Here is a 16,408-nt window from a genome sequence, read left to right on the forward strand (position 1 = left end):
AGAACGCCATGCGCAGACGCCAGCTGACCCGCAACGCCGATTGCGACGACATCCTGCACTGGCTCGATGCGCACAGCGTCAGCGTCACGCAAGGCCTGCCTGCGCAGCTGCTCAACAAGCGCTGGGAGCAGGCCGGGCGCTCGACCGCCCAGCTCGGGCCGGCGCTCAAGCTGCTGTTCGATCAGGACTGGGTCGCGATCACGCCGGACCTCGATCCGCCGCACCTGCGGTTTTCGAGCGAGGGCTTTCGCAAGCTCATCGAAGCGCCGCTGATCGAGGAGCCCGCAGCCGTCGCGGAGGCGATCGCCGAAGCCGCGCCGGTCGCCTCCGCATCGGCGGCGGAACGCCCCGTCACCGTGCCGGCGGCGCCCTCGACTGCGGCTCCGGCCGCCGCCACGTTCCGTGGCCCGAGCGAGCTGCGCCTGCGCAACGACATTCTCGGTATCTATCGCGAACTCAAGCTCAAGGCCGGCGCGAGGCTGATCGGCATGACCTTGTCGCGCTACTGGCAGGAGCTCGGCAATCGCGCGGGTGATCTGCGCGATGGGATCGACGTGCTCGTGCGCGACGGCTTCCTGCAACCGCGCATGGTCGGCATCGACAAGCACTGGATGCTGACCGAGGAGGGCGCGCACTTCATGGCCGGCGCGCAAACCCCGGCCTCGCTTTCGCGACTCGCCCCGCCGCTCGACAGGGTTTCCCCGACCCCGCCGGCCGACGAGCTGCGCCTGCTGACCTCGCGTGTGCTCGTCGCCGAGCTCGGCCCCGGCGAGAGCCGGCTCGACTACACGCTGCTGCGCCCGGCCTGGATGCAGCGCACACGCCTGGACGACAACGCGCTGCTGCATGGCCTCGACATGCTGCACAAGCTCTCATGCGTGCAGCTGCACGAAGGCCGGCCGCTCGATATCGAAATCACCGCGGCCGGTCGCACGCTCGCTTCGCAGGAAACGCCCAAGCTCGCCAAGGTGCTGTCGCTGCTCAACAAGGCTTTGGGCGGTTAATTAGCCTGAGCTTTCGACCGCGCAGCCCGGCAACGGCTGGCTGCAATTGACCATCCAGGCGACGCCGTAGCGATCGACCAGCTGCCCGTAGCGCTGGGCCCAGAAGGTCTCGGCCAGCGGCATCTGAATCTGCGCACCAGGCGACAAGGCAGCGAACACGCGCTCGGCCTCGGCCGGTGTGGCGACATCGGCCACGACATGAGCGCCCTGCACCGGCACGTGCGGATGTTCGGGCGTTCCATCCGTGCCCATGATGTCGTGTCCGTCGACATCGAGGCAGGCGTGCATGATCTTGCTGCGCGACGCTTCGGAAACGTATTCGCTGGCCGGCGTTTCGCCGAAGCTCATCATCGCCGTGATCTTGCCGCCGAGCGCCTGGGCATAGAACTCGAAGGCCTCGCGGCAGTTGCCGTCGAAGCTCAGGTAGGTGTTCAGTTTCATTACCGCTCTCCTTGCAGGTTCATTTGCGGGAGCCTCGCCGCGAGACTCTATGAACACGTCGAATCGGGCTCGCAAAAATCGACAGAACAATCGACACGCGCGATGATTTTTTACGCCCGCCTGCTAAGTCCGTAAACGCGCTTGATTTTTAGTGCGCCGCTCGTGACGATCGAAGGCACTTAAGGAACCAGGAACACTCATGCCGTACACGATGCTGATCATCGAACCGCGCGGCCAACGCGCCGAACGCGGGCCCGAACAAGGTGCCCAGGTCTACGAGCAGATGCTGGCCTTCGGCGCCCAGCTCAAGGAGCGCGGGCTGCTGATCGAGGCTCAGTCGCTCAAGACCGACTCGGCCGGCGTCCGGCTGCAGGTTCGCGCCGGCAAGCGCACGCTCGTCGATGGCCCGTTTTCAGAGGCCAAGGAAATGATCGGCGGTTTCTTCCTGCTCGATTGCGAAACGCGCGAGCAGGCGCTGGAGATCGCGGCCGCTTGCCCGGCGGCGCAGTACGCGACCATCGAGATTCGCGAAAACGGCCCCTGCTTTACCTGAGCGGCCGGTGCACTCGGCGGATCAGGCCGCCAGTATCGACTCGATGAGCTGGATCACCGCTTCGATGCGATACGGCTTGGTGATGAAGCCCTGTGCGACCTTCGAAGGCTCGATGTCCGCCGGCAGGGCGGCGCTCGTGAGAATCACCGGAATCGCGGCGAGCGCCGGCTGGGCGCGCATGGCCTGGATCAGCTCGAGGCCATTGACGTGCGGCATCATGAAATCGGTCAAGACGATATCGGGCCGTTCGCGCGCGAGCTGTTGCAGGGCGCGCTCGCCGTTGGCCGCCTGGCTCACGCGATAGCCCGACATCTCCAGCAGCAGCGCTACCGTCGTGAGAGTGCCCGGCTCGTCCTCGACGAGCAACACGTGGGGCGGCGCTTTGGCGCTCATTTTCAGCCCTGCTCGCTGCGAGCCTGGCGATGAGCCTGACCTGAAAGCAACCCTTCCATGGGCCCTGGTAGCGCCTGAAGCTGCAGCCCTTCGGACGTGATCGAGATTTCGCGAATGGACGGGTCGAAGCCGCTCTCGCGGACCTTGACCACGGACAGGATGCGGCGCAGTTCGGAATCGAGCTCGATGTAACGCATGAGCATGATGTTCTCAGCGACCGCTGAAACGGCGCCGAATGCAATCGACGTCTCGCCGCCGACCAGCTGCGGGCTCTCCGACGTGAAGATCGAGGTCACGCCCATTTCGCGCAAGGCATTGGTCAGCGCGGCAAGAAACGGAGCGAGGCGGTCCGGGTAGATCGCCGATTGCTCGATCGCATCGAACCCGTCGACGAACAGGCGCTTGACCCCACGCCGGCGCACTGCCGCGAGCAGGCGGTAGCCGATGTCGTCGAGCAGCGTGTCGGTCAGCGATTGCCACTGCGTTTCGACGATGCCGTCGTCGCAGAGCCGGGGCAGCACCAGGCCATTGCCATCGGCCTTGCGGCGAATGCGCGCGGGTGTTTCGTAGAAGCTGTACACCAGCCCGGGCTCCTCGGCCGAAGACTGGCTGACGAACTGCAGGCCCAGCGTGGTCTTGCCGATGCCGGTCGGACCGATCAGCAAGGTGCTCGACCCTCGCGGCAGGCCGCCGCCGATCATCGTGTCGAGTTCGGGCGCACCGGTGCTCAAGCGCTGGCCGTAGTGCCCGTTCTCGGGAGCGAGCGCCGTGACGGTCTCCAGGCGCGGCAATACCTGCACGCCTTCATTGGAGATCAGCATCATGTGCCGGCCCATGATGAAGCCGCTGCCGCGAAACTTGTGGACCTGGAAGTAGCGATAGCTGCGGTAGTCGAGCGTCATGGTGCCGATCTCGAACCAGCCGTCCACCATCGTGAACTCGGGGCTCGTCGCCCCGCGGCGGCTGCTGGTCAGCAGCAGGATGGTGCTGCCGAGCAGGTTGGCGAGAATGGCGAGATCGTTGACGAACTTGCGGAAGTCACGCTCCGAGCCAACGCTTTCCTCGAGCGCGAACAGGCCGTCGACGACGATGGTGCGCGCGCCGAGGCGGCGGCTCTCGCCGTTGAGCAGACGCAGGATGCCGCGCAGGCCATCGCTCTGCAGATCGTCGAAGCCGCTGACGTAGTAGACCGAATCGGGCACTTGCGTACCGTCGTAGAAACTCATGCCTTCGAGATGCTGCATGAGCCGCGAATGCGACTCGGCGAGCAGCGTCACGTACAGCGCTTTTTCGCCATGCCGCGCGCGGTGAAAGCACAGCTGGTTCGAGAAGATGGTCTTGCCAGCTCCCGGCGTGCCCTGGACGATATAGACCGAGCCGGCTACCAGGCCGCCGTGCAACACGCTGTCCAGACCGAAGATACCTGTGGAGATCCGGCCGGCCCCGTTCTGGTTCCCGGCCACGATTCCTGCGCCGCCCTGACTCACAAACTTCTCCTGACTCCTCGCGCGATGGGCGAAGGCTAACAGATGACGTGCGCGATGATGCGGACACCCCGTCGGCGGGCTCCGCCGATGTCCGCGAGCCACCCAGCCCGCGACGAGTCAGCTGCACATCCCTAAGCTTCGGACACCACTCATTCACCGAGCCGCGGAGATTCTCGCCATGTCCACGTTGCTGTCATTGCCCGACACCGTCGAACAGCGCCTCGACGCGAACTCCGAGACGAGCGCCCTGCGGATGGCGGCCGATATCGCGACCGAACTCGACGGCGCTGTTCAGCAACGCGGCCAGGCGACGCTGATTGTCTCTGGAGGCCGCAGCCCGATCGCATTCTTCCAAGCCTTGTCGGGCGCGATGCTCGATTGGTCGAAAATCACCGTGAGCCTGGCCGACGAGCGCTGGGTTCCCTCCGATCATGCGGACAGCAATGCCCGGCTAGTTCGCGAGCATTTGCTCCGAGGGCCGGCTGCGGCCGCGCACTTCGTCCCGCTGGCCCATGCGGACAGCGCTCCGGAGGCCGCGCTAGCGCGTGTCGAGCGAGAGTTCGCCGCCCTGCCTTCGCCGTTCGACGTAGTGGTGCTGGGCATGGGCGATGACGCGCACACCGCCTCGCTGTTCCCGAACCTTCCCGAAACCGAGCGCGCGCTCGATCCGGCAGGCCCCGCCACGCTTGCGATCATCCGTCCAAGCACGGCTCCGCACGCCCGCATCACGCTGACGCTCGCAGCGCTCAAGCGCAGCCGGCGCATCGTGCTGCAGATTCAGGGAAGCAAGAAGCGCGAGGTGATCGAAGCGGCCGTCGGCCAACCGGCGCTGCGTTGTCCGATCGCTGCGATCTTGTCGCTACGCGAGATCCCGGTGCGGCTGTACTACTCGGACTGAATTTCGCGAGCAGTTTCGGCAAAGCAATCCTCAGATCTCGCCGCTTTCGAGCCGCGCCGCGTCCTCGGCCGCTGCGAGCTTGGCCCGCATCACCGCGAGGCTGTTGTCGAGATGGTTGACCTGCTCCTGCAGGTGTTGGGCGAGAACTTCGAGTCCGGCCGACTGCTGGGCGTAGTGCAACTCCTGGGCGACCGAATTGCGAACCTCCTGCACCGCCCGGATGCGCGCCGCTTCGGTCATCACCGTCGAGAGTTGCAGGCTCAGATGCTCGGCCACCATGAGCCGTGAATGCAGCAGGGCGAACTGGCCGTCGAGCTGAGCGATGCGGTCCGTCAACGGCTTCAGATAAGCTCGCAGCCACTGTTCCAGCGATGCCTGCTCCGCGCTTTCCATTCCTTTCCCCGCCACGCCTCGCAGCCTGCAGGCTCAGCGGCCTCCATGGATCCCCGCAGGCTGTCGTTGTGCATGAGTCGCTGACCGCTGAAAAGAGCCTAACAAGAAGGACTTGCCCACCCTATGGGGAATAGTCCTCAGCAGAACGGACGCAAATCTCTCTATCGGGCCGGGCCTTTTCGTGGGGCGCTGAGCCTTACGGCTACCTCACGCAGATCGAAAAAAATTTTGGAACTACCTGCTCGAACCCGAGTCATACGCAAGCAGGGTTCGCAGTCGCCCTGCTTGCAGTCGGACCGCTTCTCTCCCGTTCCGACCGCTCCACGCCCGCGGTGCCGGCCACTCCCTCCGGTTATCGCGGGCTCTTTGTTTGCGCTCCCGCCAAACCCATCGCCAGTCGCAGGTTCGCCCTGCGCTGCGCCCTCGTTGTATAGTTTTTTATATAACGATACGTTGCTGGCGAATTGGCAATCGATCCGAGCCTTTCCGGATCCAGAACAGGGGTTGATATGCGGAGAGTGGGGAGCCACCAGCTCGGCGCGTTCGCGTCGGCATTGATCGCGGTGTTTTCAAGCGGCGCGGCGCAGGCACAGGCCGCGGCGGCCGCCGGGCCGAGCAAAACCTTCACGCTCGGAACCGTCGAGGTGATCGGCACTGCCGAGTCCGACGCCACCGCGCTGACCACCGAGACGGTCGACGTCGAACAGATGCTCGCGCTGCATCGCGACGATCTGGCCGAAGCGCTCGACCTCGTTCCCGGCGTGGCCCTGCAGAATCTCGGCCAGCGCCGCGAACGCCTGATCGCCCTGCGCGGGTTTTCGAGCCGCCAGGTGCCGCTGTTCATCGACGGCGTGCCGGTCTACGTGCCGTACGACGGCAATGTCGATCTCGCGCGTTTCGGCATCGATTACGTTTCGGAGATCGTCGTCAGCAAAGGCCTGGGCTCGCTGCTCTATGGCCCGAACGCGCTCGGCGGCGCCATCAACGTGATCAGCCGCAAGCCCACCGCCCCGCTCGAAATCTTCGCGCGCGCGAGCGCCGAGTTCGACGACGACTTCGGCGACATCGAGCAGCGCGGATCGGTGTCGGTCGGCGGCGCGCGCGGCGCCTGGTACGGCAATTTCACCGTCTCGCATGCGGATTCCGAAGGCTATCGCCTGTCCGATGATTTCAGGCGACAAGGTCCGTTGCCGCTGAATGCCAGCCCATCCAACCATGAAGATGGAGGCGCACGCGACAACGCCGACAGCCGCGACACCGTCATCAGCGCCAAGATCGGCTTCGTGCCGAACGCGGACAACGAATTCGCGCTGAGCTACTACCGCCAGCAAGGCGACAAGAACGATCCGCTGTACTCGAGCAACTATCTCAACCAGTACGCCTGCGACGCCGACAACGACCCGAGCACGCCGGACACCAACTGCTCGCGCCCCGATGGCGTGGCGTTGCGTTACTGGCAATGGCCGTACTGGAACAAGGAGAGCTTCTACTTCGTCGCCCGCAATGCGGTGACTTCGCAGGGCGCGCTGCGCTGGAGGCTGTTCCACGACAGCTTCAAGAATTCGCTGGAGTCGTTCCGCAACGCCTCCTACACCTACGAAACCGGAACGTTGCCGGGCTACGTTTTCTACGGCAGCCAGTACGACGATTACACCTACGGCGGCGGCGCGGACTTCGAATGGCGCTGGAGCGATCTGCACACCACGCGCATCGCCAGCCATTATCGCCAGGACGTGCATCGCGAATCGCAGCGGCAGCCCGCGCTGCCCGAACAGCGCCTGGAGATTCCGACCTACGACGTCGCCATCGAACATGAGTGGAAGCTCACGCCGCAGCTCACGCTCACGCCCGGCTATTCGTTTCTGCGTCAACCGGGCCGAACGGTGCAGATCTACGACAGCAGATCGCAGACTTTCAACCCGCAGTCGGTCGACGATGCCGATGCTCACAACGCACAGATCATCGGCACCTGGCGCCTCGACGACAGCCAGTCCTTCGTGGCCGGCGTGAGCCGCAAAACGCGTTTCCCGACGCTCAAGGACCGCTTTTCGGGCGGGCTCGGAACCGTCAGGCCGAACCCGGCGCTCAAGCGTGAAATCGCCGACCACTACGAAATAGGCTACGAGTTGCGGCGCGAGCGCTGGGGCGGCAGGATCGCGCTGTTCCAGAGCGAGCTCGACGACGCCATCCAGAGCGTGACCCTGCTCACTCCGCCCGCCCCGGCCGAACCACCGTGTCCGAACTCGACGACCACCTGTACGCAGTTGCAGAACGTCGGCAAGCAGCGCCATCGCGGCGTGGAACTGTCGGCCACCGCCACTCCGATCGACGCGCTCACGCTGATCGCGCAGGCCAACTTCGTCGACATCGACAACCGCGGCCAGAACAGCGCGGTGAAGATCACCGGAACGCCGGACGCCATCTATCGCCTGCGCGCCGACTGGAACTTGCTGCCGCAATGGCGCCTGCGTCTCGATGCGCAGCATGAGGCCGATCGTTTCAGCAACAGCACGGGCACACGCGTTGCCGAATCGTTCACGGTCGCCAACGCGTTTCTGCGGTTCTCACCGGTGACGAGCGTCGGCATCGACATCGGCGTTCGCAACCTCACCGACGAGCTCTACGCTTACGACGAAGGCTATTACGAAGCCGGCCGCACCTGGCTCGCGCAGGTCGACTATCGCTATTGACGATGCGTCTTCAAAGCCCTTCGACCCAGCTCGACAGTCGCTGACGTCGCGATGCATCGAGCTTCTCGAAGCGGCGGCGCGCAGCCGCCGCTTCGCCGTCGTGCCAGAGCACCGCTTCTTCGACCGAACGGGCTCGGCCGTCATGCAACAGCGCCCAGGCTCGTCCGCTGCGCCGCACATGATTCAAGCCCCATAAAGGCGCGGTTCGCCAGCGGCTCGTCACCGGCTTGCCGCTGAGCGTGCGATCGGCAAGCCCCGCGCCGAGATCGTGCAGCAGCAGATCGGTATACGGGGCGATCATCTCGGCGCCCACGATGTTTTCGACCGGCAACTGCGGCCGATGACAAGCCGCGCAGCCGGTCGCCACGAACAGCGCAGCGCCGTCCTGCGGTTGCGATGCGCTCGCGGCGGGCACCGCGAGCCACTGCTGAAAGCTCACGAGCGCGGCGAGAAATTCGTCTGTCGCTTCCGGCTTTCCGCCATCGGCGGCCTTGCGGCATTCGCCTTGCGCAGCGGTGCAATCGTCATGCGGAATCGGCGTGGAACCGAGCCCCATTTCGCGAGAGAACGCCCGCGCGGTTTGAGCTTCGATCGACACCGCATCGGCCTGCCAGCCAAAGCGGCCAGCACGCTGCAGGCCATTCACTTCACGCCAGGCGACTTGGCCATCGATTCCCGCTTGCCGCCGGGCGATCTCGACGATCGCCGCATCGGGCACCGCCTGCAGCAAGCCCGCGCCGAACAAGGCAGAAGCCAGCCGCGGCTTGATCAGCGTGTCGCGTGCGAGCGCTCCGTGGGCGAGCGCATCGATCTCGATACGCGGCGCGCGCAGAGTCCAGGCCGCGCCATCCGCATAACGTCCGGCGCGCTCGATATAGCGCATGCGCACGCGCGCCTCGGGCGCGTAGCCCTCGATCGCACTCGTGTTGAGCACGTGCCCATAAACCGGATCGCCGACGTCGAACTGCGCAGTCGGCGAACCGAGCTGCACGACGAGGCCGATCGGCGCGGGCTCATCGCCCGATGCGCCTTGCGCCCGCGCGCCTTCGTTGTGGCAGCCATCGCAAGTCGCTGCGTTGAACAGCGGCCCCAGGCCGTCGCGCCGGCCCGCTCGCGGCGTTCCGGCGATCACCCATTGCGTGTTGAAGATCGCATGGCCGAGCTCGTAAGCCTCGCGCTGCGCTGCATTCAAAGCGGTGTACGGCGGCGGATCACGGCGATCGGCAAATTCCGCGCGTCCGAATCCGTTGGCCGCCGTCGCCACCGACGCGCCGGCCCAGAGCAGCGCTGCAAGCCTCCACTTCACCGGGTCGCAGGTGCGACCGGCGTCAAGGTGAAGTGCAGCGTGTCTTCGGAAAGACCGTTGAACTGCAGCGTGAGCTCCTGCTCGGCCGGCAGGTCATAGACGACCACCTTGCGTGGCTTGTCGCAGCCGGGAGAGCCATTGAAATCGAGCGAAGGCACGACCTTGCCTGTGGCGACAATGTCGATCCAGAACGGAACGTCGAGCGCGACGCGATACTGCCCGGCCTTCGGCACCCGAAAGCGGATCAGCCCGGCCGACGCGCCGTCGGCGAGCATTTTCTTGCTCGGGCTGGCTGCGAACTGCACGGTGTCCTGCGGCAGCAGCGCAAGTGCGTAGAGCCGATCGAGCTGCAGCAGCGGAGCGCTCTGGCCGGACTTGCCGGCCGAGGCGCTCTCGGCCTTGCCCACGAACAGCGCGTGCTCATGCGCAACGTCCCATTTGAAGCTTTTGCAGGCATCGCTGGCCGATGCCTGCATCGCGCCCAGGCACATCGCAGCGCCAACGATCCACGTCAGAGTCCGCATGAGATTTTTCCGTATCAGAGACGGAGAATCCTACACGCTATATAAAAACAAACATAACGATAGGACCGTCGCACGGCAGCTCCGCGCGAGCGAAAAACCGTGTGGCGAAACGCGGAAAAAAACGCTGATCGGCTCAGAAACAAAAAAGCCGCGCTTTTCGGCGCGGCTTCGGATCTTGTAATGGTGGGCGGAGGTCACTGTGATTCGCGTCCTAACATTATGATGCTGCTGGACTATGTTGGACACTCTCTTTTAAGTTACCCGGAAAGTTACCCGACCATTCGCAACTGGCTCTCGCGGGGTAATCATCGGCCAGAAAATCAGCGATTCTGCTACCGCAGCGATCTGACCAACGGCAGCCGCCCTAAAGTCACAGCCCTCGATGCCAGCGCTATTCGGTTCGAGCCCGTCTCGGGGAGCCGAATGAATCAGCCATAGACCTTGGCCGGCGTCGCACGGCGCTGCACCACGGAGCCACCTTGCAGACCTGCGTAGACCGCGCCCGTGCGCGTCGCGAGTTGAGCTCCGACGATGTTCACCGACTGCGCCACGCCCCGCTCAACGCGATGGTTGATCTCCGCCATGATCTGCCCGTCGCTGAGCTGGCGCATGCTCACAGCGACGCCAACATTGTCGTTGTAGACGATACTTATGCCCTGCTTGCCTGATGCAAGCGGGGCGGATCGGGCAGGCTCAACCATGCCTGACTGCGCTCCCATCATCAGCAACGTACGGCTGCCAATTCTCAATAGCTCCGGACCGTCCTCGGCGACCTCATACATGCCACTAGCGTTCACCGGGCCACCGTACCGACGCCCAGTGAATTGCATTGCGCGCATCTGCTGGATCTGCGCCAGCTGAACCGCTACTGCAGCAGCGGCGGCGGCCGGGGCCAAAGCCGGACCAATTACGGGCACGGCAATAGCGGATTCGTAGGCTTTGATGGCAGTCGACGGAATCGAGACCAGTGCCTCGGCAATCTTCAGCGCTTTGAAAACGGCAAAGCCTTTGGCACCGAACACTGAAGCAGCATCCGCAGCCATGCTTAGCGTGCTCGCGATTGCATCCGCTTGCATAACCATCGCGTCTATCTGTTGTCGTTGATACTCGGCGAGCGAGTCGGCGATTGCGCGTTGTCGCTCTGCAGCGTCCAACGCCCCTTTGTAAAGAGCCGCGTGATATTCCTCGTTTTGATCAAGCGACTGCTGGAGCAAGGTGCGCTCAGTGTCGATCTGCTCCCCTAATGGACGAAGCGCGTCGGCCTCTAACGACTTGAGATCGAGTCTCCCCTCGAACATCGCTAAGTTTGTGCCGAACTGAATTTCCTGCTTGGGTGCCTCCGGTGCCGCTGATTCCTGTGCCTGGTCACGCACCTGCTTGTCGGCTTTGCCCAAAGCATGGATTGCGGCGTTGAGCTCATCGATTCGCTTTCGTGCCTCTTCAGCGTCAGTAACCATCGCGCCGTGAATGGCCGCAACGCCACGAAAATCCAGATGAGCCAGCGCAACCGCTTGAGCAGCGATACCGCCGATCTCATTTCCAACTTGCTTGAAGACATGCGCGACATTGACCGCGACAAGCGCGACACCTTTGAATCCGACAAGAAGCGAATCAGCCAAAGCAACGGCTACGTCGCCATCTGCAGCAACATCCGCGAACTCCGACGACAAGCTTTCAAGCGCTGGCATCAAGTTCGCTGCAAGGCGTGTCGTCAACCCTTCGGCGGCTCGCCCCATAAGAAAGAGGTTGTCGTTAAAACTGCCCGCGGCTGACGCGGTCTTTTCATCAATGGTGAAACCTAGTGCATCAGCCTTGTCTCTCAGCCGCTGCAAGCCATCAGCGCCATTGTTGAGAAAGGGAATCAGATCGGCGCCAGACTTACCAAAAAGCGCCATGGCGACGGCGCTCTTGGCAGCACCGTCACGAGCATCGCCGAAGGCCGCAGCAATATCGGTCAGCACTTGGTCCGTCGAGCGCAGCTGCCCATCCGCACCTTTTACGATCACCCCGAGCGCCTTGAATGCGCGCGCTTGCTCGCCTTGTGCGTTCTCGGCCGATTCAATCATCGATCGATTGAGCTTCACCAGCGCGCCAGTGAAATCATTGACGCCCTCTAAATCGGCGGCGAACTGAAGCTGGGACAAGGCGGTGACGGACGAGCCCACCTTCTGGGCCATCTCATCCAGTTCATCGAATCGGCCAATGGCTTTTGCTACGGCAGCTGCAGAAACAGTAGCGATTGCAGCCAAGCTCGCGCCGACGGCTTGACCAAGCCTTTCGAAGTACCGCTGCATCTCGCTGGTCCGTTTATCAGCGAGCCGACCTGCTTTATCCAAACCGTCTTCAAATCCACCGATACGAGCGATCAAATCCAGCGTGAGTGTGCCTAAGCTTCTTGTACTCATTGGGATGACTCTCGGTGCCGGCCAAAAATTTTCATCACGTCTTCTATAGTGCCAACCCGCTCTTCTTCGGGCGGGTCATACGGCATGAAATCCTTATAGGTAAAAGGCTCACACCGAACCTTGCTATCGCGATTTATGTTTGCCAGCAGTGCGCGCGTGAGCGCAGAAGGAATCTGAAAATTGCTGCGGTCATCAAAGGGGTGAACTTCGAAATAAGAGCACCACCCCCTAAATTCCCCGTAGGTCATGACTCGTTTGAGGATCGCCAGGGTAAGCGTCCAGAGACTACCTATAGCGGGAGCTGAGCGGCGACATTCCAGGGCAGCAGCTCATCAAGCTTGTTGATGGAATGATCTGCGATGCGATCGAGCACATGCCGCAGATAGGCTTCGGGGTTGAGTCCGTTGAGCTTGGCCGTGCCGATCAGGCTGTAGATCGCAGCGGCACGCACGCCGCCGGCATCGGAGCCGCAGAAGAGAAAATTCTTGCGCCCGAGCGCGACGACGCGCAGGGATCGCTCCGCTGCGTTGTTGTCGATTTCCAGATTCCCGTCGTCGCGATAGCGCGTCAGCGCCGGCCAGCGTGAGGTGGCGTAGCGAATCGCCTTGGCGAGTTCGGATTTCGTCGAGAGCGTGCCGACGGTTTGATCGAACCAGCCCTTCAGTTCTTGCAGCAGTGGTCCGGCGCGCGATTGCCGTTGTGCTTTTCGCTCTTGTGCTGGTTTACCGCGAATGTCTTGCTCGACGACATACAAAGCGCCGATGCGATCGAGGGCTTGCTTGGCGATGGGCGAGGCATTGGCCTGGTGGATGTCGAAGAATTTTCTTCGCACGTGCGCCCAGCAGGCGGCTTCCTGGATCTTGCCGCCGCCGTAGAGGTGATGAAAACCGGCGTAACCATCGGCCTGCAGCGTGCCTTCAAAACGGCTCAGGTGCCGCTTCGGATGCTCGCCCTTGCGATCGGGCGTGTAGCGGAAGAGCACCGCTGCGGGAGTCTGGCTGCCAGCCGGGCGATCGTCGCGCACGTAAGTCCACAGCCGTCCGGTCTTGGTTTTCCCATTGCCTGGCGCGAGCACTGGCACCGGCGTGTCGTCCGCATGAATCTTGGTCGCGCTCATCACGTGCGCGGCAATGCGTTCGACCAGCGGGGCGAGTAGCGCCGCGCTGCCGCCGACCCATTCGGCCAGCGTCGAGCGCTCGATCTCGACACCTTCACGGGCGTAAATCTCGCTTTGCCGATACAGCGGCAGGGAGTCGCCGTACTTGCTGACCAGCACATGCGCCAGCAGGCCAGCGCCGGCCAGGCCACGGGCGATCGGCCGTGAAGGTGCCGAGGCCTGGACGATGCGCGAGCAGGCATCACAGGCGCACTTGGGGCGCACGTGCTGAATCACTTTCCAGTGCGCCGGCACGTAATCGAGCATTTCCGAAACATCTTCGCCGATCGGCCGCAGCGCGCCGCCGCAGTCGGGGCACGCCGATGCCGGCGCATGGACGATGGACTCGCGCGGCAGGTGATCGGGCAATGGCTTGCGGGCAGGTTTCTGCCTGGCTTCCGTGGCCGCTGAAACGACCGGTACCGCGTCGGGTGTCTGCAGCTCCTCGATCAGCAATTCGAGCTGCTCGATCTCACGGTCGAGCTTCTCGCTCTTGGCGCCAAACTGCATGCGCTTGAGGCGTGCCAGCTGGATCAGCAGCTTGTCGATCTGGGCATCGCGATGGCGCAGCACGCTGCGCAGCGTCGACAGCTCGGCGGCATGCGACTGCACCAGCGCACGCAGCGCTTCGACGGTATCGGGCAGATCGGATTCGGGCGCATCGAGCATGGCATCTCGATGCAAAAAGCTTGCAGAATCAGGCGGCTTTCGAGGGTTTTGTGGTGCGTTCCGGTCGTCGCCAGTCGATGCCTTCGAGCAGCATCGAGAGCTGGGCTGCGGTCAGATGCACGCGGCCCGACTCCGCCTTCGGCCAGACGAAGCGGCCGCGCTCCAGTCGCTTCGATAGCAGACACAAGCCGTCACCGTCCCACCACAGCAGCTTGAGCTGATCGCCGCGGCGACCGCGAAAGGCGAAGACATGGCCCGAGAACGGATCATCTGCGAGCACCTGCTGCACCCGTGCCGATAAACCATCGAAGCCTTTGCGCATGTCCGTCACGCCGGCCGCGATCCACACCTGTGTGCTGGCTGGCAAACCGATCATCGTGAGCGCAGGCGATCAAGGATCGTCAGCACCATCGCATCGGATGCCGATTCGATGCGTAGGCAGGCACCGTCGGCGAAGGACACGCTCAAAGCGACGCTCGTCGATTGCGGAGTCGGTGCAGCAGGCGGGACGATCGTGACCGGCAGCAACGTCGTCTTGCTCGCCGCGTCCGCCTCGCGCCACCATTTGAAAATTAGATTGTGATTCAGCCCATGGCGCCGGGCGATCGACGAGACCGAACTCTGCTTCTGCCGTGCTTCGGCTACGCACGCCGCCTTGAATTCCGCCGAATAGCTGCGCCGCTTCTTGCCCAAGGATGATGCTTGCATGGTGTCCACTTAATCAATCGTGGACACCATCGGCGCCCAAGGGACGCTTATCTTCTACGCCACAACACTCCCTTCAAGCGGTGAGCCTCGGACGCTTACGCTTCTATACGCGCAAAGGATTCTTTTGCGGTTCGTCCAAGCGCTCTGTTGGTCTGATGGGAGAGCTGAATCCAGCTCTTGATATCTACCCGCCTGCGTGCCGCAGCGCCGCGGGGTAGCGGTCCCAGCATGGCCGCTTGGAATTCCTTCGGATCAAGCGCCCCAGCAGCACCGACAAGGTTTGCGGAAGCCAGCAGGCGACTACTCATAAATTCGGCTAGCTCTTCGGGCAACGGAAACCCCGATCTTATCGCTAGAGCAGATTCGGCTAGCACACGGGCCAGCGCGTTCCGTTCTCCCTGTCGAGCAGGTTCAATGCTCGACAGGGAGAACGAAAAGCAGCGATCTTCGGTGGGGTGCTGGACTGCTACCGCATAGCGCACCTCTTTTGATCCAAGCCGTTTGTCCATTTATGTCAACTAGCCTCGCTTCTCCGAGCTTCTCAAGAAAGGGCCACGCCAAGCCGGTGAAGGAATCCGGCCTTTCACCCCGTCGGGCTAGACGTGGCTTGATCTATTCAAGTCTGCTCAGAAGCAGCGACTCTATCGATACACCGCACCGGTCGACATGTAAGTGCCGACCGTTTTCATGAAAGATTCCGCTACCGTAACCGCCTTCCAGTCGCGAGATCCATGAATCATGGCAGACACGATGAAGCCAAGGATCAGTTCTTTGGTGTCGTCACTCGCATGCGGGTTGTTCATGAAATCCAGAAACTCATAGGCGTACGCCGTGCCGAGCGCGCAGTGCGCTTGGCTATAACGAGTTTTGAGCACCTCCGGCTTCCACCAGATTGGGCGCTCATCGGGCCCAATACTGACGAAACTCAAGTCTTCCACTTTAGACGGTGCATCTTTTGAAATAACCCATTTCTGGGAGCGGCGCACCTCGGTCATACCAGAACCTGGCACGTATTCGCGAAGCTTTATAACCGCACTCATACCCCACCCCCTTCAAGCTCTTCAAGCGTGCAATCAAGATCGTTGTGAGCCTCGAGCGCCTTGCGACAGAGAGTCTGCGCGGCGGCAACTAGGCGTCTGTCGGCGAAGCAAAGTTTCGGTGCCAATTCTCCGAGTACAGCGAGAGCAACATCTACGGAGTCGTAGATTTCACCAGCAAACGCTCTGGCTCCTGCAACGGTATTCGCGGCGGCGCTCATGACTTCACCTTCCGATGTTCCGCATGGCTCGCGGCGAATGCAGCGCTTGCCATTTGAAGCATGTGAATGGCGGCGTGGATCGGGTCATAAATGGCTTGCTGATTGAGATCGGTGAATTGCTCTAGAACGGAAAGCGCTTCCCCAAAGAGCATTGTTCCGTCGTCGTAGTAGCTGATGGCGTCTCCGCTGCCGGGGACGATCTGATATTTGGCGTTCAGTTCGAGAAACGTGCGGGGCTCAATTGCCATTGCTCACCTCCCTCGTGCGACCATGCTCCCAAGCCAGCGCATCCGCAACGGTGTGCATGATCCGAAACATGGCGTCCTTGTCGTCGCAGTTGAGCAGGGTCTGCCCGTCTTCGACGATGTAGCTCAGCGTCGGCTTCTGCCTTTCGGCCTTGATACCATCCTCAACAGCTTGCTCCATGGGTATCTCCATGTTGCGAGTCAGGGGCACGGCGTCTCGTACACGCCGTCTCCCCGCCTCATGCCCCGCTGAAATCCGCCGCAGGGCTTCGCGGTAC

The 16,408-nt window shown here is 62.7% G+C and carries 20 protein-coding genes; 4 read left to right on the forward strand and 16 right to left on the reverse strand.

The window, feature by feature from the left end; all coding sequences use genetic code 11:
- The first annotated feature begins 8 nt into the window (after positions 1-8).
- Positions 9-1,004 carry a hypothetical protein gene (locus WQQ_RS01375; protein ID WP_007183242.1) on the forward strand — a complete coding sequence of 332 codons (996 nt, stop codon included), beginning with the start codon at positions 9-11 and terminating at the stop codon, positions 1,002-1,004.
- On the opposite strand, the gene WQQ_RS01380 is transcribed toward WQQ_RS01375, so the two are convergent.
- The gene (locus WQQ_RS01380) at positions 1,005-1,445 is read right to left on the reverse strand and encodes a VOC family protein (RefSeq protein ID WP_007183243.1); all 441 of its coding nucleotides are present in this window, start codon (positions 1,443-1,445) and stop codon (positions 1,005-1,007) included.
- 199 nt (positions 1,446-1,644) lie between these two features.
- Here WQQ_RS01380 and WQQ_RS01385 point away from each other — a divergent pair, with 199 nt between their 5' ends.
- Entirely contained in the window at positions 1,645-1,998 is a 354-nt protein-coding gene (locus tag WQQ_RS01385; RefSeq protein WP_007183244.1) for a YciI family protein, read from the forward strand.
- 21 nt (positions 1,999-2,019) lie between these two features.
- Here WQQ_RS01385 and WQQ_RS01390 read toward each other — a convergent pair whose 3' ends face one another.
- Both WQQ_RS01390 and WQQ_RS01395 read right to left on the reverse strand, forming a co-directional pair.
- Positions 2,020-2,391, reverse strand: coding sequence for a response regulator (locus WQQ_RS01390; RefSeq protein ID WP_040452773.1), 372 nt, complete (start codon positions 2,389-2,391; stop codon positions 2,020-2,022).
- A 2-nt stretch (positions 2,392-2,393) separates the two neighbouring features.
- Positions 2,394-3,878, reverse strand: a complete 1,485-nt coding sequence (locus WQQ_RS01395) for a DUF7125 family protein (RefSeq protein ID WP_202800593.1) — start codon at positions 3,876-3,878, stop codon at positions 2,394-2,396.
- A 178-nt stretch (positions 3,879-4,056) separates the two neighbouring features.
- Here WQQ_RS01395 and pgl point away from each other — a divergent pair, with 178 nt between their 5' ends.
- Complete coding sequence (gene pgl / locus WQQ_RS01400) at positions 4,057-4,776, forward strand: 6-phosphogluconolactonase (RefSeq protein ID WP_007183248.1); 720 nt, start codon at positions 4,057-4,059, stop codon at positions 4,774-4,776.
- Between the two features lie 30 nt (positions 4,777-4,806).
- On the opposite strand, the gene WQQ_RS01405 is transcribed toward pgl, so the two are convergent.
- On the reverse strand, positions 4,807-5,169 hold the full coding sequence (locus tag WQQ_RS01405) for a hypothetical protein (RefSeq protein WP_007183249.1): 363 nt from the start codon (positions 5,167-5,169) through the stop codon (positions 4,807-4,809).
- 509 nt (positions 5,170-5,678) lie between these two features.
- On the opposite strand from WQQ_RS01405, the gene WQQ_RS01410 reads away from it, so the two are divergent.
- On the forward strand, positions 5,679-7,859 hold the full coding sequence (locus WQQ_RS01410; protein WP_157534455.1) for a TonB-dependent receptor plug domain-containing protein: 2,181 nt from the start codon (positions 5,679-5,681) through the stop codon (positions 7,857-7,859).
- A gap of 10 nt (positions 7,860-7,869) precedes the next feature.
- Here WQQ_RS01410 and WQQ_RS01415 read toward each other — a convergent pair whose 3' ends face one another.
- From WQQ_RS01415 to WQQ_RS01455, 12 genes are all read right to left on the reverse strand, one after another.
- The gene (locus WQQ_RS01415) at positions 7,870-9,165 is read right to left on the reverse strand and encodes a di-heme oxidoredictase family protein (protein ID WP_007183251.1); all 1,296 of its coding nucleotides are present in this window, start codon (positions 9,163-9,165) and stop codon (positions 7,870-7,872) included.
- Entirely contained in the window at positions 9,162-9,689 is a 528-nt protein-coding gene (locus tag WQQ_RS01420; protein ID WP_157534456.1) for a hypothetical protein, read from the reverse strand. The genes WQQ_RS01415 and WQQ_RS01420 overlap by 4 nt, the downstream gene beginning before the upstream one ends.
- Before the next feature lie 428 nt (positions 9,690-10,117).
- Positions 10,118-12,094 (reverse strand): phage tail tape measure protein, encoded by a 1,977-nt coding sequence (locus tag WQQ_RS01425; protein WP_007183253.1) that lies wholly within the window; start codon positions 12,092-12,094, stop codon positions 10,118-10,120.
- Positions 12,091-12,342, reverse strand: coding sequence for a phage tail assembly protein T (locus tag WQQ_RS25370; protein WP_436198055.1), 252 nt, complete (start codon positions 12,340-12,342; stop codon positions 12,091-12,093). The genes WQQ_RS01425 and WQQ_RS25370 overlap by 4 nt, the downstream gene beginning before the upstream one ends.
- Before the next feature lie 41 nt (positions 12,343-12,383).
- Positions 12,384-13,919, reverse strand: coding sequence for an IS66 family transposase (gene tnpC, locus WQQ_RS01430; RefSeq protein WP_007183254.1), 1,536 nt, complete (start codon positions 13,917-13,919; stop codon positions 12,384-12,386).
- Positions 13,920-13,947: 28 nt separating this feature from the next.
- On the reverse strand, positions 13,948-14,295 hold the full coding sequence (tnpB, locus tag WQQ_RS01435) for an IS66 family insertion sequence element accessory protein TnpB (protein WP_040452778.1): 348 nt from the start codon (positions 14,293-14,295) through the stop codon (positions 13,948-13,950).
- The gene (gene tnpA, locus WQQ_RS22765) at positions 14,292-14,627 is read right to left on the reverse strand and encodes an IS66-like element accessory protein TnpA (RefSeq protein ID WP_083844375.1); all 336 of its coding nucleotides are present in this window, start codon (positions 14,625-14,627) and stop codon (positions 14,292-14,294) included. Before tnpA ends, tnpB begins: the two co-directional genes overlap by 4 nt.
- Positions 14,628-14,722: 95 nt before the next feature.
- Positions 14,723-15,136 carry a hypothetical protein gene (locus WQQ_RS24105; protein WP_157534457.1) on the reverse strand — a complete coding sequence of 138 codons (414 nt, stop codon included), beginning with the start codon at positions 15,134-15,136 and terminating at the stop codon, positions 14,723-14,725.
- A 132-nt stretch (positions 15,137-15,268) separates the two neighbouring features.
- A complete protein-coding gene (locus tag WQQ_RS01445; RefSeq protein ID WP_040452780.1) occupies positions 15,269-15,622 on the reverse strand; it encodes a hypothetical protein in 354 nt (117 codons plus the stop codon).
- Between the two features lie 41 nt (positions 15,623-15,663).
- The gene (locus tag WQQ_RS24110) at positions 15,664-15,885 is read right to left on the reverse strand and encodes a hypothetical protein (protein WP_157534459.1); all 222 of its coding nucleotides are present in this window, start codon (positions 15,883-15,885) and stop codon (positions 15,664-15,666) included.
- Positions 15,882-16,133 (reverse strand): hypothetical protein, encoded by a 252-nt coding sequence (locus WQQ_RS01450; RefSeq protein WP_007183258.1) that lies wholly within the window; start codon positions 16,131-16,133, stop codon positions 15,882-15,884. The genes WQQ_RS24110 and WQQ_RS01450 overlap by 4 nt, the downstream gene beginning before the upstream one ends.
- Positions 16,123-16,311, reverse strand: a complete 189-nt coding sequence (locus WQQ_RS01455) for a hypothetical protein (RefSeq protein ID WP_007183259.1) — start codon at positions 16,309-16,311, stop codon at positions 16,123-16,125. The genes WQQ_RS01450 and WQQ_RS01455 overlap by 11 nt, the downstream gene beginning before the upstream one ends.
- Between the last annotated feature and the right edge of the window lie 97 nt (positions 16,312-16,408).

The organism is Hydrocarboniphaga effusa AP103 (assembly GCF_000271305.1).
GTDB classification, from domain to species: Bacteria; Pseudomonadota; Gammaproteobacteria; order Nevskiales; family Nevskiaceae; genus Hydrocarboniphaga; species Hydrocarboniphaga effusa.